The sequence below is a fragment of the Amycolatopsis eburnea genome, from assembly GCF_003937945.1.
Lineage (GTDB): Bacteria > Actinomycetota > Actinomycetes > Mycobacteriales > Pseudonocardiaceae > Amycolatopsis > Amycolatopsis eburnea.
Genome location: NZ_RSEC01000021.1, coordinates 221,976 through 244,275, shown reverse-complemented (window position 1 = coordinate 244,275; position 22,300 = coordinate 221,976). Strand labels below are relative to the sequence as shown.

The 22,300-nt window shown below is 71.9% G+C and carries 20 protein-coding genes and 1 pseudogene; 4 read left to right on the top strand and 17 right to left on the bottom strand.

Annotated features, from left to right (window positions below; translation table 11 throughout):
- The first annotated feature begins 119 nt into the window (after positions 1-119).
- On the top strand, positions 120-644 hold the full coding sequence (locus tag EIY87_RS05000; RefSeq protein ID WP_086863332.1) for a general stress protein: 525 nt from the start codon (positions 120-122) through the stop codon (positions 642-644).
- Positions 645-746: 102 nt separating this feature from the next.
- Here EIY87_RS05000 and EIY87_RS04995 read toward each other — a convergent pair.
- The 4 genes and pseudogenes from EIY87_RS04995 to EIY87_RS04980 all read right to left on the bottom strand — a co-directional run bounded on the left by EIY87_RS04995 (position 747) and on the right by EIY87_RS04980 (position 3,866).
- Positions 747-1,630 (bottom strand): annotated as a pseudogene (locus EIY87_RS04995) (alpha/beta fold hydrolase).
- A 170-nt stretch (positions 1,631-1,800) separates the two neighbouring features.
- The gene (locus EIY87_RS04990) at positions 1,801-3,012 is read right to left on the bottom strand and encodes an HAAS signaling domain-containing protein (RefSeq protein ID WP_125306447.1); all 1,212 of its coding nucleotides are present in this window, start codon (positions 3,010-3,012) and stop codon (positions 1,801-1,803) included.
- Positions 3,009-3,332: a PadR family transcriptional regulator gene (locus tag EIY87_RS04985; protein WP_125306446.1), complete on the bottom strand. Its 324-nt coding sequence runs from the start codon at positions 3,330-3,332 to the stop codon at positions 3,009-3,011. The genes EIY87_RS04990 and EIY87_RS04985 overlap by 4 nt, the downstream gene beginning before the upstream one ends.
- Before the next feature lie 87 nt (positions 3,333-3,419).
- Complete coding sequence (locus EIY87_RS04980) at positions 3,420-3,866, bottom strand: Lrp/AsnC family transcriptional regulator (protein WP_125306445.1); 447 nt, start codon at positions 3,864-3,866, stop codon at positions 3,420-3,422.
- A gap of 61 nt (positions 3,867-3,927) precedes the next feature.
- Between EIY87_RS04980 and EIY87_RS04975 the strand changes: the two genes are divergently transcribed.
- Positions 3,928-4,830: an SMP-30/gluconolactonase/LRE family protein gene (locus tag EIY87_RS04975; protein ID WP_125306444.1), complete on the top strand. Its 903-nt coding sequence runs from the start codon at positions 3,928-3,930 to the stop codon at positions 4,828-4,830.
- Between the two features lie 103 nt (positions 4,831-4,933).
- Here the strand turns inward: EIY87_RS04975 and EIY87_RS04970 are convergent, their stop codons facing one another.
- The 12 genes from EIY87_RS04970 to rsmD all read right to left on the bottom strand — a co-directional run bounded on the left by EIY87_RS04970 (position 4,934) and on the right by rsmD (position 14,323).
- The gene (locus tag EIY87_RS04970; protein ID WP_125306443.1) at positions 4,934-6,112 is read right to left on the bottom strand and encodes an MAB_1171c family putative transporter; all 1,179 of its coding nucleotides are present in this window, start codon (positions 6,110-6,112) and stop codon (positions 4,934-4,936) included.
- Positions 6,109-6,675, bottom strand: a complete 567-nt coding sequence (locus tag EIY87_RS04965) for a hypothetical protein (RefSeq protein WP_225439720.1) — start codon at positions 6,673-6,675, stop codon at positions 6,109-6,111. The genes EIY87_RS04970 and EIY87_RS04965 overlap by 4 nt, the downstream gene beginning before the upstream one ends.
- Positions 6,676-6,957: 282 nt before the next feature.
- Positions 6,958-7,392 carry an XRE family transcriptional regulator gene (locus EIY87_RS04960; RefSeq protein ID WP_125306442.1) on the bottom strand — a complete coding sequence of 145 codons (435 nt, stop codon included), beginning with the start codon at positions 7,390-7,392 and terminating at the stop codon, positions 6,958-6,960.
- Between the two features lie 59 nt (positions 7,393-7,451).
- Entirely contained in the window at positions 7,452-8,309 is an 858-nt protein-coding gene (mutM, locus tag EIY87_RS04955) for a bifunctional DNA-formamidopyrimidine glycosylase/DNA-(apurinic or apyrimidinic site) lyase (RefSeq protein WP_125306441.1), read from the bottom strand.
- 30 nt (positions 8,310-8,339) lie between these two features.
- Positions 8,340-9,695 (bottom strand): polysaccharide lyase 6 family protein, encoded by a 1,356-nt coding sequence (locus tag EIY87_RS04950; protein ID WP_125306440.1) that lies wholly within the window; start codon positions 9,693-9,695, stop codon positions 8,340-8,342.
- A gap of 89 nt (positions 9,696-9,784) precedes the next feature.
- Entirely contained in the window at positions 9,785-10,534 is a 750-nt protein-coding gene (rnc, locus tag EIY87_RS04945) for a ribonuclease III (RefSeq protein WP_191983955.1), read from the bottom strand.
- A gap of 13 nt (positions 10,535-10,547) precedes the next feature.
- Positions 10,548-10,730 (bottom strand): 50S ribosomal protein L32, encoded by a 183-nt coding sequence (gene rpmF / locus EIY87_RS04940; protein WP_013223689.1) that lies wholly within the window; start codon positions 10,728-10,730, stop codon positions 10,548-10,550.
- A gap of 81 nt (positions 10,731-10,811) precedes the next feature.
- On the bottom strand, positions 10,812-11,399 hold the full coding sequence (locus EIY87_RS04935; protein ID WP_191983954.1) for a YceD family protein: 588 nt from the start codon (positions 11,397-11,399) through the stop codon (positions 10,812-10,814).
- A 144-nt stretch (positions 11,400-11,543) separates the two neighbouring features.
- A complete protein-coding gene (locus EIY87_RS04930; RefSeq protein ID WP_125306438.1) occupies positions 11,544-12,272 on the bottom strand; it encodes a DivIVA domain-containing protein in 729 nt (242 codons plus the stop codon).
- Positions 12,273-12,390: 118 nt separating this feature from the next.
- Positions 12,391-13,092 carry a ribonuclease domain-containing protein gene (locus EIY87_RS04925; RefSeq protein ID WP_125306437.1) on the bottom strand — a complete coding sequence of 234 codons (702 nt, stop codon included), beginning with the start codon at positions 13,090-13,092 and terminating at the stop codon, positions 12,391-12,393.
- 141 nt (positions 13,093-13,233) lie between these two features.
- On the bottom strand, positions 13,234-13,719 hold the full coding sequence (gene coaD, locus EIY87_RS04920) for a pantetheine-phosphate adenylyltransferase (RefSeq protein ID WP_125306436.1): 486 nt from the start codon (positions 13,717-13,719) through the stop codon (positions 13,234-13,236).
- Positions 13,720-13,762: 43 nt separating this feature from the next.
- A complete protein-coding gene (gene rsmD / locus EIY87_RS04915; RefSeq protein WP_191983953.1) occupies positions 13,763-14,323 on the bottom strand; it encodes a 16S rRNA (guanine(966)-N(2))-methyltransferase RsmD in 561 nt (186 codons plus the stop codon).
- A 123-nt stretch (positions 14,324-14,446) separates the two neighbouring features.
- Here rsmD and EIY87_RS04910 point away from each other — a divergent pair, with 123 nt between their 5' ends.
- Positions 14,447-16,561, top strand: coding sequence for a HelD family protein (locus tag EIY87_RS04910; protein WP_125306435.1), 2,115 nt, complete (start codon positions 14,447-14,449; stop codon positions 16,559-16,561).
- Positions 16,562-17,053: 492 nt separating this feature from the next.
- Here EIY87_RS04910 and EIY87_RS04905 read toward each other — a convergent pair whose 3' ends face one another.
- Complete coding sequence (locus tag EIY87_RS04905) at positions 17,054-20,833, bottom strand: nSTAND1 domain-containing NTPase (protein ID WP_449657930.1); 3,780 nt, start codon at positions 20,831-20,833, stop codon at positions 17,054-17,056.
- A 141-nt stretch (positions 20,834-20,974) separates the two neighbouring features.
- Between EIY87_RS04905 and EIY87_RS04900 the strand changes: the two genes are divergently transcribed.
- Positions 20,975-21,970, top strand: a complete 996-nt coding sequence (locus EIY87_RS04900; RefSeq protein ID WP_225439718.1) for an LLM class flavin-dependent oxidoreductase — start codon at positions 20,975-20,977, stop codon at positions 21,968-21,970.
- Positions 21,971-22,300: the final 330 nt, after the last annotated feature.

The following is a 22,300-nucleotide window of genomic DNA, read 5'->3' as shown; positions in this document are numbered from 1 at the left end:
GACGCTTCGCTGACGTCTTGAATGTCCGGGATGCCCGGCTGAGAAGAGTCTGTGAATTCGTGCCCGCGGGAGGAAACCGGGATACTCGCACGTTGTACGGGGCAGGAGAGGTGAGATCGATGACCACAGCATTCACGCAGCAGAGCACGATCGGACAGCAGCAGGCGCGGCCCCAGCTGCCGACCCTGCCCACCGGCTGGCCGATCGGTTCGTACGAGTCCTACGAGCAGGCGCAGCGCGCGGTCGACCACCTCGCGGGCGCGGACTTCCCGGTCACCGACGTCACGATCGTGGGCGTCGAGCCGATGCTCGTCGAGCGCATCGCGGGCAAGATGTCGTGGGGCCGGGTCCTCGGCAGCGCGGCGACGTCCGGTGCGATGTTCGGTCTGTTCCTCGGCCTGGTCCTCAGCCTGCTCAACCCGGGCGCGGGCCTGGTCCCGATCGTCCTCGGGCTGGTGGCGGGCCTCGCGTTCAACCTGCTCTTCGGCGCGCTGGGCTACGCCGTGAACCGCAACAAGCGCGGGTTCGTCTCGCAGAGCCAGCTGGTGGCGCGCCGCTACGACGTGCTGTCCCAGCCCCGCAACGCCGAGAAGGGCCGGGCGCTGCTGGCGGACCTCGCGGCGCGGAGCGCTTTCGGCCACTGACCCCCTGCGAAAGACCGAAGGCCGCCCCCGGTGTCCCGGAGGCGGCCTTCGTGCCGTCCGGAACTGTCGGTGCCCGCCGGTAGCGTGGAAAACGGGGGCTGCTCAGGTCCCCGAAGACACCGCCGCGTCCGGCTCCACCGCGGGATCCGGGGTCCCGGCCGGCCGTCCCGCCCGCAGCAGGTCTCCCCACCGCGCCCGGTCGTACTCGGCCGGCGGCGTCCCGGTGAGGAACTCCCGCAGCGTCGCCGCGAACCGCACGGGGTCCGATCGGTGCGGGAAGTGCCCGGCCCCCTCGAACAGCACCAGCCGGCTGCCCGGCATCGCCCGTGCGCCCGCAGCGCGTGGCCGCTCGGCACCACCCGGTCCTCGGTTCCCCACACCAGCAGCGTCGGGATCCCCTCGGTCAGGTAGCAGCGGTCCAGCATGTTGACCACCTGCCCGCGCCAGTCGACGACCGAACGCAGCGTCCGCAGGAACGCCGAGCGCGTTCCGGGCTCGGCCAGGCGGAGGTAGCGCGCGACCACGTAGTCGAGGTCGTCGGAGATCCGCAGCAGCTCGGCGAGCCCGCGCAGCACCGGCAGCGCCGGCCGGGCGCCCAGCAGGGGCAGCACCAGCCCCGCGCCCGGCGCCGCCGCCAGCCGCAGCAGCGGGTGGACGCTCGCGCCGACGCCGCCCGAACCGACCAGCACCAGGCGTTCGCAGCGTTCCGGGAACTGGTAGGCGAACTGCATCGCGACGCCGCCGCCGAGCGAGTGCCCGACCACCGTCACGCGGTCGACGTCGAGGGTCGTCAGCAGGTCACGCATGCCGCACGCGTAGGCGGCGACCGAGTAGTCCGCGCGCGGTTTCGCCGAGAACCCGTGGCCGAGCAGGTCGGGCGCGATGACCGTGTAGTCGTCCGCCAGCGCCGTCAGCAGCTCCAGCCACGTCGACGAGTCGTCGCCGATCCCGTGCAGGAACAGCACCGCGGGCCCGCGCCCGGCCATCCGGTAGGCGCGCTCGTAGCCGTGGACCACCCGGGTCCGCGGGGCGAAGGCGTCCGAGAGCACCTGCCCAGCTCAGCACGCCCGCGTACCCCGGGCGTTTCCGGCACGTTCGGATCGGGTGAACGCCGGGAGCGGGCCCCGACCCGCGCTCCCGGCGTCCGTTCCCCCGGTTACTTCGTCGGCGTCGGCGTGGCCGGCGCGGACGAAGAAGTGGTGGACGGCGGGACCGTCACCTTCGGGATGGCCGCGCTGAACGGGACCCCCGCTTCCTCGCGGCAGGCGGAGCGGTACCCGTTGTAGCCGTTGTAGTTGCCCTCGCTGTCGGTGACGCCCTGCTCGATCTTCGGCCGCGGGAACCGGTTGTCCTCGCCGATCTTCTCCTTGGTGCCGCTCGAGCGCTCGCAGCCGTAGCGGGTCAGCGCCAGCGGGCGGCCCTGCTCGTCGTAGAGGTAGACCTCCGTCAGCGGCTTGCCCTCGGCGTCGAACGCGTAGACGTTCTCGACCTCCTGGCCGCCGTAGGTGAGCTGCTCGTTGCCGTACCGGTCGGACGACGAGGGGTAGTACGACGCCGACTGCGACGGGGAGTACCGGTTCGAGATGAGGTCGACCGCGGCGCCGAACCCGCCGAGCGCGCCGCCGATGACGAACGCCGAAACCGGCACGGCCAGCCACAGCAGCCGCCGGTCGCCGCGCACCCGCGGGCCGGCCCAGACGATCCCGGCGCCGGCCACCAGCAGGAACGGCAGCAGCAGCACGGCACTGCGCTGCCGCATCATCAGCAGGACGCCGAAGGCGAGCAGCACCACGGCGCACAGCACCCACCACGCGGGCTTCATCGAGCCCAGCCAGCGCAGCACCCTCCCGGTGTCGTCCTGCTCGCGCCCCTTCGCCAGCGTGTTCCGCAGCCAGCCGACCTCCGGCAGCGCCAGCACCGGCTCGACCCCGCCGCGCAGCAGCAGCGCGAGGCTGATCAGGAACACCGGCAGGAACAGCAGCATCCCCAGCAGCACGTCGGGGTCGACGCTGATCGCGGCACCGAACGCCAGCAGCGCGAGCCCGATCGCGCAGAGCACCAGGCCCCACAACGCGATCCGCGGCTTCGCCAGGCTCGGCGCGGTCACCGTCGTGATCACCTGCGTCGCGCCCTCCCCCGCCGGCGGGTAGCCGCCGGACGCGCGCAGTTCGGCGGCGTAGCTCTCGGGTGTCCCGAGCCGTTCGATGAGCGCCTCGACGCGGGCGCTCTCCCCGAGTTCGGCCTCCAGTTCCGCCAGGTGCGGGCGGACGTCCTCGAGGATCTCTTCGATCTCGCTCGCGGGCAGGTCGGCGAGCGCGGTGCGGACCCGCGCCAGATACACCCGCACGGCGGTCGGCTTCTCGCTCATGCTGCCTCTCCCAAAAGCACGTTCATCGTCAGTGCGAAGCTCTGCCAGGTCTTTCCCGACTCCGCGAGCCGCGCCCGGCCCGGCTCGTTCAGGCTGTAGTACTTGCGGTGCGGTCCCTCTTCACTGGGCACCACGTACGAAGTGAGCAGGCCGGCCTTGTACAGCCTGCGCAGCGTCCCGTACACCGACGCGTCCCCCACCTCGTCCAGGCCCGCGGCCCTGAGTCTTCGCAGGACGTCGTACCCGTAGCCGTCTTCCTCGCGCAGCACCGCGAGGACGGCCAGATCCAGCACCCCTTTGAGCAGCTGACTGATCTCCACCGCACCCTCCAGTCTTACGCTTGGGAAGGTACCACGCATTGCGCAGTAGTGCGCACGGCGGAGGGCCGAACGGGCGTGTCGGGCGCCTCAGGCGCCCGTGTCGACGGGGCGCTCGAAGAAGGATTCGAGGACGACGATGGTCTGCGTGCCGGTGACGCCGTCGATCGCGAAGAGCCGGCGCAGCGACGCCTGGAGCTCCTCGGTCGTCGCCGTGCGCACCTTGACCAGCAGCGACGCCGGCCCGGCGATGACGTGCGCCTCGACCACCTCGGGCAGCGCCTCGAGGGCTTCGCGCACCGGCCGGTCGCCCATCCAGGCGTTCGCGTCGACGAGGACGAACGCCGCGACGCCACGTCCGACGGCGGCCGGGTCGACGTCCACGGTGGTCCGCCGGATGACGTCCTGCTCGCGGAGCTTGCGCACGCGCTCGTGGGCGGCCCCAGCGGACAGCCCGACGGCCTTGCCGAGCGCCGCATACGCCTGCGTCGCGTCGCGCTGCAGTTCGGCGAGCAGTACGCGATCCACGTCGTCCATGTCTTGACCATATCAAGTTCGGCCCTACATGCTTGGCGCAGAATCTCATTAGGGGTGACAGATGGATCTGATCAAGACCGAGTTCGAGGTGCTGGACGAGCGGTTCAAGCGCGTCAACGGCGACGAGTGGACGCAGCGCCTGCACACCGGCTGCCGCTGGACCGAGGGCCCGGCGTACTTCCCGGCCGGCCGCTACCTGCTGTTCAGCGACATCCCGAACGACCGCACCCTGCGCTGGGACGAGACGACCGGCCGGGTCGGCGTCTTCCGGCAGCCGTCGAACTACGCGAACGGCCACACCGTCGACCGCCGCGGCCGGCTGGTCAGCTGCGAACAGGGCCTCCGCCGCGTGACGCGTACGGAGCACGACGGCTCGATCACGGTGCTGGCCTCGGAGTTCGAGGGCAAGCGGCTGAACAGCCCGAACGACGTCGTCGAGCACTCGGACGGCTCGATCTGGTTCACCGACCCGAGTTACGGCATCGACAGCGACTACGAGGGGTACCAGGCGGAGAGCGAGATCGGCGGCTGCCACGTGTACCGCGTCGACCCGTCGGGCGAGGTCCGGATCGTCGCCGACGACTTCTCGCGCCCGAACGGGCTGGCGTTTTCGGCGGACGAGTCGCTGCTGTACATCGCGGACACGCGGCAGGATCCCAGCCACCTCAGGGTGTTCGCGGTCGGCCCGGGCGGAACCTTGACGGGCGGCGAGATCTTCGCAACGAGCGACGCCGGCGGCTTCGACGGCGTCCGCGTCGACAACGGCGGCCGCGTGTGGGCGGCCGCGCACGACGGGCTGCACTGCTTCGACCCGGACGGCACGAGGATCGGCAAGCTGCGGATCCCGGAGATCTGCTCGAACCTGACGTTCGGCGGAGCGCGCGGCAACGAGCTGTTCATCACGGCGTCGAGCTCGGTGTACACGCTGAGGGTGACGGTGAGCGGGGCCCGCTACCCCCGCTGACCCGAGCGCCCCAATGTGGCCTTGGTTGCGTCTGACGCACCGAAGGCCGCCTTGGGTGCGTCTCACGCACCGAAGGCCACATTGGGGCGCTTGCTGGGCGGGGTCAGGCGAGGGTGGCCGCGCGGACTCGGGCCACCACCGCGTCGCGCTGCCAGGCTCGGCTCACCTGGACCAGCCAGGCCGCCTCGGCCGCGACGTCCGCTTCCGCGTCGGACAGCGTGTCCGGGGTGGCCTTCGCCGCGTCGAAGCGGCGGCCGGCCCGGCCCGCTTCGATCGCCGCCGCGAGGGTGACCGCCTCGACCGTGGCCGGGAGGTCCGCTTCGCTCACTCCCACGTCGCGGGCCGCCTTCTCGGCTCGGGCCGGGAGGTCGGGGTCGAAGTGGGCGCGCAGTGCGAGGTGGCCGTCGCGGATTTCGATGACCCGGCGGTACAGCGCGAACTCCGGGCCGCCCGCCAGTTCGCGGCCCGGGTCCAGGACGATGCCGGGGACCGCCGCCCGCAGGGCCGTCCACAGCGGCTCGATGCGCCGGTACGCCCGGTAGGCCCGGACCCGGCCGATCACCGACGAGACCGCGGGCGACCACGCGCTGAGCGTCGCGCCCGCCGTCACGAAACCGATCGTCGCCGCGGCGAGGACCGAGGACGGCAGGTCCTCGCGGGCGCCGATGCGGGCCGTCTGGGCGAGGCGGCGGACGTCGTCGACGTCCCAGAACGTCCACGCGAACGCCGCGCCCACGCCGACGACCAGCAGCCAAAGCCCGGCGCGCAGCGGTCCCGGCTCCGCGTGCCGCGCGCTGCGGACGAACACCGCGAACAGCAGCCCGAGGCTGATCAGGCTGTACAGCAGGAACAACGCCTTGTCGGCGAGCGCGAACGGCAGCGACGCGGGCGCGAACACGGTGTCGTCGCCGACGCGCCGCGGCTCCGACAGCGTGAAGCAGACCGCGAGCAGCACCATCGTCACGCCGGTGAAGAGCGCGTGCGGCGCCAGGCGGGCACCTTCGCCGCGCCACACCGACTGCGTGAAGGCGACGGCGAACCCGATCGCGCCCAGCTTCAGCTCGTCGCCGGCCAGGCTGAGGACCCATTCGCCGACCGGGCCCGTGCCGACGAGGGCCGTCATCGCCGGCGTCAGCACCATGATGCCGGTGGCGATGCAGATGCCGAACCCGGCGAGGAACCACATCGTCCGCACCGGCTGGCTGCGGCGCGCCTCGACGAGCTTGTACCCGAAGCCGGCGAAGCCCACCACGCACAGCAGGTAGGCCAAGGTCTCGATCACGGCGCGCGGCGGCCGGCCCGGCCGAACAGCGAATCGAAGCGCCGCACGCCTTCGGGCACGTCCGCGGCCGGCTCGCGACGTCCGCCGGGCCGCACGACGCGCTGCGCGAGCAGGCTCGCGACCAGCTCGGCTTCCTGTTCCTCGACCTCGGTGTAGGTGGTCCGGCCGAGCACCCGCCGCACCAGCTCGGGCGAAAGGTGCGGCATCAGCTGACGCCCGGCGGCGGCGTCGATGGCCACGCCGTCGGCGCCGGCGTCGGACCCGACGTGGCCGCACAGCAGGTGCCCGACCTCGTGCAGCAGGATGTGCCGCCGGTGCAGCGCGGTCGTGTTGGTCGGGTAGAGGATGTAGTCCGCGCGCTCGGTGCTCATCAGCAGCCCGCAGGGCGCGCCTTCGGGAGCGCTGACCGGCATGAGCTCGATGGGCCGCCCGCGCTCGGCGGCCAACCCGGCGACGAACGCCTCGGCGTCGAACGGTTCCGGCAGGCTGACGCCATCGGCGACGTGCCGCGCCCGCCGCCACAACGCCCGGCCCGGCCGCCGCCGCAAGGATGGTTGCCGCACTTTCAGGCCTCCTCCACCACGCCCCGCACGAACGGCCCCGGCCGGTTCAACGCGACGGCCCCCGCCGGGATACGCGACCGGAGCACCTTCGGACGCGGACATTCCGGGCCGGGTTCCGCCGGAACGCATCGCACCCCCGGACGGCCCAGCACCCCCGGCGCGACGGTATCCCACCGGCCGGATCCCGCGAGCGGAAGGTGGTCACGCCGGCCCAAACCCGTGAGCGAACGCCGGGCCGGACTCGAGTCAGCGCACCGGCCGCCGTCGCCGCGAAGCGGCACCTCAGCCCTCCCTCTTCGCGGCGCCGCGGCCGGCCTCCCTTCGGGCGATCGCGTCGATCATGTCGCTGATCGTGTCGAGGCCGTCGGCCGAGAGGGTGACCGCGCGCAGGGCCAGGTCGCGGACGCCCGCGTCGCGCAGCGCGCCCAACAGGGCCAGCTCTTCGGCGATCTTCTTGCTCTGCTCGTCGTCGAAGAAGTACGCCGGGGGGACGCCGAAGAAGCCGGCGAGTGCTTCGAGGTGGCGCTTGGTCGGGTTGTCGCGGCGGCCGGTGCGCAGTTGCCACAGGTACGTCGTCGAGAAGCTCTCGCCCGTGGCCTCGCGGCAGGCCTTCGCGACTTCTTCGTTGCTGTACGGCTCCCGATCGGGCCTGCGGACCACGTGGAACAGCCGGTCGATCTTGTCGGCCAGCGTCGACTTTCCGGGCTCCTTGACCACGATGCACTCCCTCAGCTGCCAGGCTCATTCATCCTAGCTGACGGGCAAACCCCATTGATCTACGCAAGTTTGACCCGGGGCCGTGGCTGGCACCGTGGGCAGGAGAACGACGACCGGTTCATGAACGGCTCCCGCCGGATCGCCGTGCCGCAGCGGTGGCACGGCAGGCCTTCCTGGCCGTAGGCGTCCAGGGACCGGTCGAAGTAGCCGGACTGCCCGTTCACGTTCACGTACAGCGCGTCGAACGACGTGCCGCCCGCGCCCAGCGCCGCGTTCATCACGTCCGAGGCCGCGGACAGCAGCTCGCGGCCCTTCGCCGCCGTCAGCTTCTCCGTCGGACGGGACCAGTGCAGCCGGGCGCGCCACAGGGCTTCGTCCGCGTAGATGTTGCCGATGCCCGACACCAGCGTCTGGTCGAGCAGGGCCCGCTTGACCTCCGTGCGCCGCGACTTCAGCGCGCGCACCGCCGCGTCGAGGTCGAACGCCGGGTCCATCGGGTCGCGGGCGATGTGCGCGATGGTGTCCGGGAGCAGCACGTCGTTGAGGTCGTCGAGGGCCAGGCCGCCGAACGTGCGCTGGTCGACGAAGCGCAGCTCCGGGCCCTCGTCGTCGAAGCGCAGGCGGACGCGCAGGTGCTTCTCGTCCGGCGTGCCCTCGGGCTGGACGAGCATCTGCCCGCTCATCCCGAGGTGCGCCAGCAGCGCCTCCTTGTCCGACAGCTCGAGCCACAGGTACTTGCCGCGGCGCCGCGCCGCCTCGACGCGGGTGCCGCTCAGCCGCCGCGTGAAGTCCTCCGCGCCCAGCGCGTGCCGTCGGATGGCGCGCGGGTGCAGGACCTCCGCCTCGCGGATGGTCCGGCCCGCCACGTGCGCCTGCAGGCCCAGGCGGACGACTTCGACCTCGGGGAGTTCGGGCATGCCGCCATTGTGCCCGCCGGGTACGACAATTTAAGGAGCGGTGGGTCCGACGTCGGCCTTCGTCAGCGGAACCCGGGTCGTCCCGGTCGCGAAGTACTCGTCCGCGCCGACGTCGAACGCCCCGCTCCGGACCTGCAGGTCGAAGTCCTTCGCGGCGTACGGGTACGAGCCGACGCCCGCGTCGATCGCCGGGCTCCCGGCGGCCAGCCGGTACAGCCCGGCCGCGTCCTTGACCAGCTTCGGGTCGACCGACCGGGACGGGATGCCCGCGGTGCCGCCGAAAATGATGTTGCCCTCGTACTTCACCGTCGACCCGCTCGGCAGCGTCACCAGCGTGCCGGACGTCCCCTTCACGATGTTGTCCGCGACCACGCAGTCCTTCGGCTTGAAGTCGCCGCCGTCGCCGTCGATCACGCTGTTCGAGCCCAGCACCGTGTTGTACGCGACCGTGACGCGGTCCGGGCGGTCGTGCAGCTTGCTCGTGGGCCCGGAGTCGGCCTCGTCGCCGGAGCCGAACACGATCGCGCGGTCGCCGGAGTTCGCGACGTAGTTGCCGACGACCTTGTGGTCGTTGCCGTGGAACCGGATGCCCGAGCCGAACAGCAGGTTGCCCTCGACGGTGCTGCGGTTGCCGTGGCGCAGCACGATGTAGCCCTTGCTGTCGCGGATCGTGTTGTACCGCACCACGTTGTCGGACGACTTGACCGAGATGGCCTCGCTGTCGCCGTCCGCCTTCTCGAAGAGGTTGTTCTCGATCAGCGCGTTCGCCGAGTACGACTGGCGGTCGCTGAGCCCGAGCCGGATCGACTCGCCGCCGTTCGAGCCGGTGAACTGGTGGTTGTAGAAGTAGTTGTGGTGCACGTGGACGTGCTTCGCCATGGCACCGGACGGCCCGAGGATCTGCAGGAAGACGCCTTGGGTGGTGCGGTTCTGGAAGACGTTGCGGTCGACCACGGTGTCGTCGCCGCTGACCGTCACCCAGTTGCCGCCGGTCGTGAGCTGGAAGTCGTTGCGGGTCAGGCGGTTGTTCGACGCGCCGGCCGGCACGCTCAGCGCGGCCCCGTTGCGGAACTTGAAGCCGCGCAGCACCACGTTGGACACGCCGCTCGCGAAGGCGAACGTCTTCGAGCCGGTGATGGTGGCCTGGCCGGTGTGCTCGGCGGCTACGGTCACCGGCGCGGAAGCCGTGCCGGACCGCTTGATCGAGAGCGTCGAACTCGCGGCGTACGAGCCGTCGGCGAGGGTGATCGTGTCGCCGGGGTTCGCCTTGTCCAGCGCGGACTGCAGCGCCGAGAGCGAAGTGACCCGGACGGACGCGGCCGAGGCCTGCGGTCCGGGGACGACGACGAGCGCCGCGGCGATCAAGGGAACGAAGAAAAGACGCATCCGCCCTACCTCTCAGTGGTTCCAAGCGCGGCGGATGATCATCACGCTACTGAGCGGCGGGCGGAATCGTCAACGGAGGTTCCCGGTGATCAGGACTCCGGTTCGTCCTTCTTCTGCGCTTCGAGTTCGGCGGACAGCGAGCGCCAGGCCGTCTCGGCGGCCTTCTGCTCCGCTTCCTTCTTCGTCGACCCCGAGCCGTCGCCCAGCGGACGCGAAGCGACCAGCACCGTGGCCGTGAACTCCTTGCGGTGGTCCGGCCCGGTGTCCTCGACCTTGTACTCGGGCACGCCGAGACCGGCCGACGCGGTCAGCTCCTGCAGGCTCGTCTTCCAGTCGAGCCCGGCCCCGCGCAGCGGAGCTTCGGCGAGCAGGCCGTCGAAGAGGTGGTGCACGAGCTTGCGGGCGATCTCGATGCCGTGCTCGAGGTACGTCGCACCGATCACCGCCTCCAGGCCGTCGGCGAGGATGCTCGCCTTGTCCCGGCCGCCGGTGAGCTCTTCGCCCTTGCCGAGCAGCAGGTGCGCGCCGAGCCCGCCCTCGCCGAGGCCGCGCGCGACGCGCGCCAGCGCATGCATGTTGACGACGCTGGCGCGGAGCTTCGCGAGCTGACCTTCGGGCAGGTCGGGATGCGTGTTGTACAGGTGATCGGTGACGACCAGGCCGAGCACGGCGTCACCGAGGAACTCCAGCCGCTCGTTGGGCGGCAGGCCCCCGTTCTCGTACGCGTACGAGCGGTGGGTCAGCGACAGCCCGAGCAGCTCGGGGTCGAGTGTGACCCCGAGCGCTTCGAGCAACGGCGCCGGATCGGCCGGTGGTCCCCCGGGCGTCTTGCCCCCCATGTCGGCTACCCGATCAGGCGGGCTCGACGACCTGGCGGCCGTTGTGCTGGCCGCACGACGGGCACGCGATGTGCTGGAGCTTCGGCTGCTTGCAGGCGCGGTTGGAGCAGGGCACCAGCTGCACCGGAGCCGCCTTCCACTGGCTGCGGCGGGAGCGCGTGTTGGATCGCGACATCTTCCGCTTCGGGACGGCCACGAGTAGATCTCCTTATGACGGTCTGCTCGCGGTGCGAGCGAACTTTCCTCCGGAACGAGCTGGGGCGCTCGTCAGGCTTGCTCAGCTGGGCCCAGGCTTTTCGCCCGCGTTCTCGTCGAAGCGCTCGACCAGTGCGGCCCACCGAGGGTCTATCTTCTCATGCCCGTGTCCGGGCTCGAGATCGGCCCACTTGACACCGCAGTCCGTGCACAGCCCGGCGCAGTCTTCGGTGCACAGCGGCGCCAGCGGCAGGGCCAGCACGATCGCGTCGCGGACGGTGGGCTCGAGGTCGATCTTGTCGTCGACCAGCCGGGGGATCTCGTCCTCGTCGGTGGTCTCCTCGGTGGCCGACCCCGGGTAGGCGAACAGCTCCTGGACCTCGACCTCGACCTCCTCGGTCAGCGGGTCGAGGCAGCGGGCGCAGGTGCCCTTGGCGGTCGCGGTGGCGGTGCCGCTGACCAGGACGCCTTCGACGACGGACTCGAGCAGCAGGTCGAGCTGGAGCTCGGAGCCCGCCTCGATGGTGATGACGTCGGGGACGCCGAGCGGCGTCTCCACCGGCACGCTGCGCTTGAGGGCGCGGCTGAGGCCGGCGTGACGGCCGAGCTCACGGGTGTCGATCACCCACGGGCTGCGGTCGTCGAGCTGGGGGGTCTTGTTCTCGGACATCCAGTCCAGGGTACGCACGGTCCGCCACCCCTTTTGAGCTGGGACCTCGCGGGGGCGGCGGCTTGCTCGGCGGCAGCATTTCCGGCGTGACTTTGCCGGGCCCCTGACAGCGGGGCCGAGGTGCGGCAGGCGGGGAGAGGCGCGTCACACCTGGTAGTCGTACAGCGTGGGACGGCCGCCGCCGCCCGGGAGGTTCGCCGGGGAGCGGAGGTGGTTGCGGCCGGAATCCACCGTTCGCAGCGTCGTCGCCAGCAGCTCCGAGAACTCCGCCAGCTTGCCGTCCACGTACGCGTCGCAGTCCTGGCGCTGTCGGTCGGCCTCCGCGTGGGCCTCGTCGACGATGCGGGCCGACTCGGCGTGCGCCGCCTGGACGACCTCGGTCTGGGCGACCAGGCGGGACTGCTCGGCGCGGCCGTCCTCGATGGCGCGGTCGTAGGCGTCGCGGCCGGCCTGGATCATGCGCTCGGACTCGGCGCGGGAGCGGTCGGTGAGGTTCTGGTACTCGGCCTGGCCCGCCGCGACCGTGCGGTCGGCCTGGTCGTGGGCGTCGGCGAGCATCTGCTCGGCGCGGGCGCGCGCGTCGGCCAGGATGCGCTCGGCCTCGTCGGTCGCTTCCGCGATGGTGCGCTCGGCCTCGGCGTTCGCGCTCGCGACCGCTTCCCCGGCCTCCTTGCGGGCGGCGTGGATCAGGTCGTCGCGCTTGTCGAGGACGTCCTGGGCGTCGTCGACCTCCGCGGGCAGCGCGTCGCGGACGTCGTCGAGGAGTTCGAGCACGTCGCCGCGGGGCACCACGCAGCTGGACGTCATCGGGACGCCGCGCGCCTCCTCGACGATGGTGACGAGCTCGTCGAGCGCCTCGAAAACCCGGTACACGGCAACTCCAATCCCCTGTCGCTGCGTCCAGTCTGCCCGCTGCCCGCGCCGAACCGGTGAAGGCGCACGGCGCCGGGCGTGTCCTCCCCCGCGGACCCGCCCGGCGCCGCGGTGAAGATCAGGAATTCAGGTCGACGCGCTTGAACGTCGCGTAGTGGTCGGGGGTGTAGGCCAGCTCGCCCGCCCCGCCCGAGATCACCCGGTCGTCCGTGCCCACCGCGTACAGCTTGTAGTAGCCGGACTCGCAGGCCGGGAGGATGCCTTCGCGGTTCTCGTACGTCGTCCCCGCCGAGGTGCCGTTCCGCACGTTGTCCACGACCGCGCGGGCCGCCGAGGAAAGCTGCGAGTAGCCGATCTTCGCCAGGCCGGACAGGTCGCCGCACTCGTGGGTGGGGGTGCCGCCGCCGACGTCGATCACCTGGAAGGTCGCGTAGTGGTCGCCGGTGTAGAAGTACTCGCCGCCCGAGCCGGTCACGATGCGGCGCGTGCCGCGGTTGCTCGAACCCGGGGTCGGCACCGTGTACTCGTGGTAGTAGCCCGACGCGCAGGACGGGAGGATGCCTTCCCGGTTGTCGAAGACGACGCCGTCGTTCTGCGGGTACGGGAACGGGCCACCCTTCTGGATCAGGTCGTACGTCGTCGTGGCCTCGGCGGGCAGCGACGACAGCGCCGTGTGCGTGAAGCCGGAGAGGTCACCGCAGGAGTTCTGCTCCGCGACGGCCGGTGAACCAGTCACCGCTTCGGCGGCGGTGACCCCCATGGACAGCGTGGCCAGGAGCGCGAACAGGACCGCGACCAGGCGAGATCGGTAGTTGGTCATTTTCGGACCGTAACTCGATCGCGTGATCGTCAGAAGTCGGGAACGTGAACTCCGCCACCTCGGGCGGCAAGTCCCGACGAACGTAGGGGGCCGATCGACGGGAACCGGACGCCCCGGGTTGCGGAAGTCCGGTGTGGAGGGTCAGCGCCCGAGCTTCGGGAACTTCCCCGCGAGGCGCTCGTAGACGATCGGCGGCACCAGGTGCTCGATGTCGCCGCCGAGCGCGGCGACCTCCTTGACCAGCGAGCTGGACACGAACCCGTACGCCGGGTTGTTCGCCATCAGCAGCGTCTCGACGCCGGTGAGCTCGCGGTTCATCTGCGCCATCTGCAGCTCGTAGTCGAAGTCGCTGACCGAGCGCAGGCCCTTGGCGATCGCCACGATGCCGTTGTCGCGGCAGTAGTCGACCAGCAGGCCTTCCCAGGAATCGACCCGCACGTTGCCGAGCTTCGCGGTGATCTCCCGCAGCATCTCCAGGCGCTCCTCGGTCTCGAAGAGGCCCTTCTTGCTCTTGTTCACCCCCACCGCGACGACGACCTCGTCGAACAGCTGGGCCGCCCGCTCGATGATGTCGAGGTGCCCGTTGGTGGCCGGATCGTAGGAACCGGGACAGACCGCACGCCGCATGGCGCGGACGCTACCGTGCCGGGCCCGGTTTCCGCCGCGTGGCTCACGCCACAGGCGTGTATTCGGCCCAGAAGACCGCCGTGTCGCCGTACTTCTTGGTGCGCGACGGCTCGAAGCCCGCCGGCCAGTCCGGCTCGCCGTCTCGGGCCGCGCGCTCGACCACGGCCAGCGCGCCCTCCCCCAGCCAGCCGCCGGCCGCCAGCGACGCCAGCACCTTGCCGAGCGCCGCCGCGTCCACGGCGTAGGGCGGATCGGCCAGCACCAGGTCGAACGCCGACGGCGCGGGCGCGGCCACGACCGCCTCGACCTGCCCGGCCCGGACGGTGCCGCCCAGTCCCAGTGCCGCGACGTTGCCGCGCAGCACCTCCACCGCGCGCCGGTCGGACTCCACGAACAGCGCGTCCGAGGCGCCGCGGGAGAGCGCTTCGAGGCCGAGCGCGCCGGAGCCGGCGTAGAGGTCGAGGACGCGGGCGCCGTGCAGCTCACCCGCCGTCTCCAGGGCGTTGAACAGGGCTTCCCGCACGCGTTCCGACGTCGGCCGGGTGCCCTTGGGCGGCACCTTGAGCCGCCGCCCGCCCGCCGTCCCGGCCACGATCCTGGTCACCCCCTGATTGTGCGGGCATGACACGGCGCACTCATGGCCGGGACGTCGGTGTGCCCGCCGAACCCAACGCGTAGAGTCGTTCTTCGCCCTCGGAGGCGATCCAGAGCTGTCAAGGAGCCATGCGTGTCGGAACCTCGGGTCAGACGGGCCGAGATCGCCATCGAACAAGCCCACGTCGATCGCGTGTACACCCGTCTGGACGAACTGCGCACCCAAGCCGAGGCGATGCGCACGAAGGGCTACGAGATCGGCCAGGGCGCGCAGCGCGAGGCGATCTTCGAGCAGGCGTCCATGCTGTTCGAGCGGGACATGATGGTCTACCACGCCAACCAGACGCTCCAGACGCTCGACGCCGAGTACGAGGGGCTGGTCTTCGGCAGGCTGGACGACCGCGAGGGCGAGCGCACCTACGTCGGACGGCTCGGCATCCGCGACGCCGAGTTCGACAACCTCGTCACGGACTGGCGCGCGCCGGCCGCGGCCGCGTTCTACCAGGCCACCGCCGAGGACCCGATGGACGTCGTGCGGCGGCGCGTGATCCGCTGCTCCGGCCAGAACGTCCTCGACGTCGACGACGACGTCCTGATCGCCGACGCCGTGCCCGAGGGCATGCAGATCGTCGGCGAAGGCGCGCTGATGGCGGCGCTGGGGCGCTCGCGCGGCGAGAAGATGCGCGACATCGTCGCGACCATCCAGAAGGAGCAGGACGAGGTCATCCGGGCGCCGTGGCGCGGGGTCACCGAGATCACCGGCGGGCCGGGCACGGGCAAGACCGCCGTCGCCCTGCACCGCGCGGCCTACCTGCTCTACCGCCACCGCCGCCAGCTCGGCGGCGCGGGCGTGCTCGTCATCGGGCCGTCCGGCGTGTTCACCAGCTACATCTCGCGGGTCCTCCCCTCGATGGGCGAGACGAACGTCGAGCTGCGCGCGCTCGGCGAGGTCCTCGACGGCCTGGAGGCGACGCGGCAGGACGCGGCGCCGCTGGCGGCGGTCAAGGGGTCGCTGCGGATGCGGAAGGTGCTGCTGCGGGCGCTGCGGGACACCCCGCCGGAGGCGCCCGAGGAGATGCGGATCGTCTACCGCGGCGAGGTCCTCAAGCTGACCGCGCGCGAGCTGGAGAAGGTCCGCCGCAAGGCCCACACGCAGGGCGCGCCGCCGAACCGGTCGCGGGTCCGGGCGGCCGAGCTGCTGCTGGACGCGCTGGCGGCGAAGGCCGAGGAGTACGCGAAGGCCGACGGCAAGCCGTTCGAGCGCGCGGAGCTGATCACCGACCTCGGCGAGCGGATCGACTTCCACCGGTTCCTGGTGGTGTGGTGGCCGGTGCTGTACCCGGCGCAGATCCTGAAGTGGCTGGGCGAGGAGAAGCGGCTGGCGTCGGCGTCGAAGGGCGTCCTGAACCGCGCCGAGATCTCGATGCTGGCCGCGGACTTCGCGGACCGCTCGCGCGGCTGGTCGATCGCGGACGTGGCGCTGCTGGACGAGCTGCGCGTGCTGATCGGGCCGCCGCCCAAGCGCAAGCGCCGCCAGGTGATCGAGGTGGAGCCGCAGCGCTCCGGCGGCGCCCCGACGCGGCCCGAGCACTACGACGAGTACTCGCACGTGGTCGTCGACGAGTCGCAGGACCTCTCGCCGATGCAGTGGCGGATGGTCGGGCGCCGCGGCAAGTACGCGAGCTGGACCGTGGTCGGCGACCCGGTGCAGAGCTCCTGGCCGGACCCGGCCGAGGCGGCGGCCGCGCGCGACCAGGCGTTCGGCGTCAAGACCACCCGGCGGCGGTTCACGCTGCGCACGAACTACCGGAACTCGGCGGAGATCTTCGACCTGGCGGCCAAGGTGGTGGCCGGGCACGCGGAGGCCGGCGAGCTGCCGGTCGCGGTGCGGCGGACCGGCGTGGTGCCGGAGGTCCGCCCGGTCGAGGCCACGGGTCTGGCGGCGGCGACGCAGGCGGCGGTCAAGGAGCTGATGGGCGCGGTCGAGGGCACGGTCGGCGTCATCACGGCCATGGACCGGGTGCCGGAGGTCGCGGGCTGGCTGGCGGGGCAGGCGGACGAGCGGCTGAAGGTCGTCGGCAGCCTGGACTCGAAGGGGCTCGAGTACGACGCCGTGGTGCTGGTGGAGCCGATCGACCTGGTGACGGAGTCGACGACCGGGCGGCGGGTGCTGTACGTGGCGCTGACCCGGGCGACGCAGCAGCTCACGGTGCTGGCCTCGAACCCGGACTGGCTGCCGTCGGCCTGACCCACCGGCGCCGACCGCGACGGGTGCGCCGGGCGTCCCCTGTGGTGTCTTGGTGACGCCGGGCGGCCGTGTGGTGTCTTGAATGAGTCATTCAGGACCTCCGAAGACCTGAATGAGTCATTCAAGACGTCCGGCCCCGGAGGCACGGCGAAAGTGCCCGGCCGGCCTGTCCCGGCAAAGTCGCGTCGGCGAGCGGGTGGCCGGCCGTGGGCTGGCCGCGTGGTCTGCCCGGCGTCGCGGGGATGTCGTGAAAGGGTCGTTCATGTCGTCTGGCGAGATGAACGACCCTTTCACGACGTCTCGGCCCGGGCGGTGAACACGCTGAAGGGCCCCTTCGAGGGGCGGGAGGCGGGTTCCCGTGCCCTTGAAGGGGCCCTTCAGACCCCCGGTGAAATGAACGTCGCGAGGACGGTTTCCGTCCGAGGGCATGTCTAGCCGATCCGCGTTGTTCGGTGTCCGCGCGCCGTCGCCGAACGACAACGCCGAACAACGTCAGGGGCAGGGCGGGGCGTAATCGAGGCCCGGCAGGCTCGCCGTCCACTCGGCTTCGCTGATCCGGGGCGCCGCCACCGCGCAAATCCGTTCGGCCGCCCGGTCAGGATCGGTCTCCCACAACCGTACCGTGCCGTCCGCGCCCGCACCGGCCAGTGTGTGCCCGTCCGGCGCGTACTGCGCGGCGTAGACGCGGTCCCGTTCCTCGGGCAGGACGGCGCGGGGCGACGCGGTCGCGACGTCCCACAGCCGGATCGTGCGGTCGTAGCTGCCGGAGGCGAGCGTGCGGCCGTCGCCGCTGAAGGACACCGACATGACGATGTCCGTGTGGCCGGCCAGCACCGTGGAGCCGGGGTTCGCGACGTCCCAGAGCCGGATCGTGCGGTCGGCGCTCGCGGTCGCGACGCGCTCGCCGTCGGGGCTGAACGCGACCGAGAAGATCGTGTCCGTGTGCCCTTCGAGCTTCGCGAGCGCTCGCGGGGCCCGAGGCGCCGAGACGTCCCAGAGCCGCGCGGTGTGGTCCCAGCCCGCGGTCGCGAGGGTCCGGCCGTCGGGGCTGAACGCGAGCGTGTGGACGTCGTCCTCGTGCCCCGCCAGCGTGGCGATCTCCACCGGGTGGAGGCGGTCGGCGAGGTCCCACAGCCGCGCGGTGTGGCCGTCGCCCGCCGTGGCCAGCAGCTTGCCGTCGGGGCTGAAGGCGACCGCGTCGATGTCGTCGTGGTAGCGGTTGAACACCGTCGGCGGGCCCGGGCGCGCCGGATCGGTGATGTCCCGGACCGTCATCGTGTGGTCCCAGCTGCCGGTGGCCAGGGTGCGGCCGTCCGGGCTGATCGCGACGCCGCAGACCGCGTTGCCGAAGCCGCCGATCGTGGCGAGGACGCGGGGCGCGGCCGGGTCGGTGCGGTCGTGCAGCCGGACGGCCTCGTCGTAGCCGCCGGTGGCGAGCAGCCTGCCGTCCGGCCCGAACGCGACGTGGCACGCCTGGGCCGTGTGCGCCGGGATGCCGGGGCCCGGCAGGTCCCAGAGCCGGGCGGTCTGGTCGTCGCTGGCCGTGGCGAGCGTGCGGCCGTCGCGGGTGAACACCGCGGAGCCGACCGCGCCGATGTGCCCGGGCAGGGACAGCCGCTCGCGGGGCTGCTTCGGGTCGGTGACGTCCCACAGCCGGGCCGTGCGGTCGAAGCCGGTGGTGGCGAGCGTGCGCCCGTCGGCGGTGAACGCGACCGAGCGCACGGTCGCCTTGTGCGCGGTGAGCGACGCCAGCTGCGCCGGGCGGGCCGGGTCGGTGACGTCCCACAGCCGCGCCGTCTGGTCCTGGCTCGCCGTGGCGAGGGTGTGCCCGTCCGGGCTGAACGCCACCGAGTGCACGACGTCGGTGTGGCCGGTCGCGACGCCGAGCTGCGTCCGCGAAGCGACGTCCCAGACCCGTGCGGTCTTGTCGGCCGACGCGGAGGCGAGCAGCTTGCCGTCGGCGCTGAAGGCGAGGTTGTTGACGTAGGAGGTGTGCCCGGTCAGCTCGCCCAGCGGGCGCGGGCGGGCCGGGTCGGCGGTGTCGTAGAGCCGCAGCCTGCCGGTGACGTCGGCCGTGGCCAGCAGCGGCCCGGCCGGGCTGAACGCGACGGCGTAGGACTTGCCCTCGTGCTTTTCGACCACGGTGCCGGGGCCCGGGCGCGCCGGATCGGATACGTCCCAGACGCGGACGGTGCCGTCGAAGCTCGCGGTGGCGGCGGTCCGGCCGTCGGCGGCGAACGCGACGTTGTTGACGTTGGCGGTGTGCCCGCCGAGGGTGCCCAGCGGCACCGGGTGGCGCGGGTCGGCGATGTCCCAGAGCCGGGCCGTGTTGTCCCAGCTCGCGGTGGCCATCACCCGGCCGTCGGGGCGGAGGGCGACGGTGTTGACCCGGCCGGTGTGCCCGGTGATCCGGGTCGAGTACGGCGTCGCGAACACGCCGAGCACGCTGCTGCGCTCGTCGGCGCCGGGATCGAGCCGGTACGCGGCCAGCGCGAGCTGCGCGGCCAGCGCGGGGTTGGTGGCGCGCATGGCCAGCGCCTGGCCCGCGACCTTCTGGGCGAGCGCGCTGTTGCGCTGCTCGGTGGCCGTCGACTCGGCGCGCACGGCGTAGACGGTCGCGCCCACCGCGAAGACGAGCAGCACCGCGAGCAGCGCGACCAGCTGCCGCAGCCGGCGGGTGCGGCGGCGGTCGCGCTCCTGCTCGGCGTGCTCGACGGCGAGGCTCGCGTCGAGGAACCGCCGTTCCCGCCGGGACAGCGCGGAGTCCTGGCGCGCGGCCCACTCCCGCGCGATGGCCAGCCGGGTGCCGCGGTAGAGCCAGCCGGGGTCTTCGCCGACGGATTCCCAGGCCCCGGTCGCCTCGGTGAGCTGCCGGTGCACGCGCAGGCCTTCGCGGTCCTGGGTGAGCCACTCGCGCAGCCGCGGCCAGCCCCGGATGAGGGCTTCGTGGGTGATCTCGATGCCGGTGTCGTCGAGGGCGACCAGCCGGGCCGCGGCCAGTTCGCCGAGCACGACGGCGGTGTCTTCGTCGTCGGTGTCGAGCTCGGCGCGGCCGATCCGGCGCTTGGTGTCTTCGGTGCCTTCGCCGAGCGCGGTCATCCGGAGGAAGATCTGCCGGGCCAGCCGCTGCTGGCGGCCCGAGAACTTCCCGAAGGTGCCTTCCGACGTCTGGGCGATGGCCCGCTCGATCCCGCCGGTCGACTCGTAGCCGGCGAGGGTGAGCGTGGTGCCGCGGCGGCGCCGCCACGTCTCCAGCAGCGCGTGGGAGAGCAGCGGCAGCACGCCGGGCTGGCCGGTGGCGTCCGCGACGAGCCGCGAGACCAGCGCGTTCTCGACGCGGTAGCCGGCGTCCACGGCGGGCCGTGAGATGGCCTGCCGGAGCTCCTCGGTGGTCATCGGGCCGACCAGGACCTGGGCGTCCTGCATCGCCTCGGCGAGCACCGCGTGGCTCGCGCAGTGGGTGTAGAAGTCGGTGCGGATGCCGAGCACCACCCTCGTCCGGCTCTCCGGGCCGGTGGTGGCGGCGACCAGCGCGTCGAGGAAGCGGGCGCGTTCGCCGTCGTCCTGGCAGAGCGTGAAGACCTCTTCGAACTGGTCGACGACCAGCACGACGTCGTCGGCCCCGTCGTCGGTCAGCTGGCGGGCGGCCAGGCCCAGGTTGCGCGGGTGCGCGGTGAAGTCGTCGAGCAGGGCGCCGGCCGGGACGCCGAGCGCCGCGGCGAACCTGACCGCGCACTCCTGCAGCGGCCGGGCGCCGGGGGTGAGCAGCACGACCGGCCCCTTGACGGCGGGTAGCAGACCGGCGCGCAGCAGGGAGGACTTGCCCGATCCGGACGCGCCGAGGACGGCGAGAAAACGTTGTCTCGCCAGTCGCGCGTCGAGCTTTTCGATCAGCTTGTCCCGGCCGAAGAATCGCCGCGCATCAGCTGAGGTGAATGCGGAGAGCCCGACGTAAGGCGGAATTTCGCCGGAATCGGGCTCGGGCGGTGAATCGGCACCGTCCCGGCGGGACTCTTCGGCGACGGCGTGCCACCGCTCTTCCCATTCACCGGGTTCCCCGCCGCAGGCCCGGACGTAGGCCAGAGTCACCGCCAGGCTGGGGAGTTTCCGCCCGCCCGCGGCTTCGGACAGCGTGCCCGCCGAGTAGTGCGCCCGGCGGCCGAGCTCGCGATAAGTGGGGTTCCCGGCGCTCTCGCGCAAACGCCGGAGATCGGCGGCGAATTCGGTCAGCAGATCGTCCCCGGGATCCAGGGGTCGCTCCGGACGCGGCACCCGTCCTCCTGTTTTCTCCTTTTCCGGTTCGGACACCGTATCGCCATTGCGGCCCGTTCCGGGGCCGATCCACGCGAACGGCGTGAAGATCGTCACCGCCGTCCGGGAAGCAATGCGGGCACCGGGGCGTTGACCCCGGTTGTGAGCTCACTGCCTGACGTGCCGCTGTCCGTGCTCGACCTGTCCCCCGTGTCGGAGGGGAACACCGTCGGCGAGACGCTGCGCAACACCCTGGACCTCGCCCGCGCCGCGGAACGGCTGGGCTTCAACCGCTACTGGCTGGCCGAGCACCACAACATGCCCGGCATCGCCAGCTCGGCGACGTCGGTGCTGATCGGCCACGTCGCCGACGCCACCGAACGCATCCGCGTCGGCTCGGGCGGCGTGATGCTGCCCAACCACGCGCCGCTGGTGGTCGCCGAGCAGTTCGGCACCCTGGAAGCGTTCCACCCGGGCCGCATCGACCTCGGCATCGGCCGCGCCCCGGGCACCGACCAGCGCACGGCCCTTGCCCTGCGCGGCCCCGGCGGGCTGTCGGCGGACAACTTCCCCGAGCACCTGCAGGAACTGATCGGCTACTTCACCCATTCGGAGGCCCGCGGCGTCAACGCGGTGGTCGCGGAGGGCAACCAGCCCCCGGTGTGGCTGCTCGGTTCCAGCGGCTTCAGCGCCCAGCTCGCGGGACGCCTGGGGCTGCCGTTCTCCTTCGCCCACCACTTCGCGGCCGAGAACACGATCCCGGCGGTGCAGCTGTACCGGGAGAACTTCCAGCCGTCCTCGGTGTTGTCCGAGCCGTACGTGATGCTGGGCGTTTCGGTGGTCGCGGCCGAGACGGACGAGCGCGCGCGGTTCCTGGCGGGGCCGTCGGGCCTGACGTTCCTGAGCCTGCGCCGCGGACGGCCGATCGCGCTGCCGACGCCGGAGGAGGCCGCGGAGTACCCGTACACCGAGATCGACCGGGCGTTCCTGGCCGACCGGTTCGGGTCGAGCATCATCGGCTCGCCGGAGACGGTGCAGAAGGGGTTCGAGCAGCTGCTCGCGGACACCGGCGCGGACGAGCTGATGATCACGACGATGGTGCACGGGCACGCGGACCGGGTCCGGTCGTACGAGCTGGTGGCCGGCCTCAAGTCCTGACACCGGGCCGGTCCGGCGGTCCGCGATGTCATGAAAGGGTCGTTCATGTCGTCTGGCGAGGTGAACGACCCTTTCATGACATCCGCGCGGCGCTCACCGGCGCAACTCTGGACGTGCGGCGCTCGGGGACCTACCCTCCCCCGCGCGGGGCCAAGCCCGCCGTTCCGGTGAGCGGGAATGGTCACGACCGCGCAGGTCGCCGCCGCTCACCACGCGCCGCGGGCGATTTTCTTTTCCTCCACTGACAACAAGATCCGGCCCGTTTGTCAGTACTCGACAAGAAATGCGCGGTTACCAGCCCGTGACCGCGTGATCCTGCTCAAGTTCTTG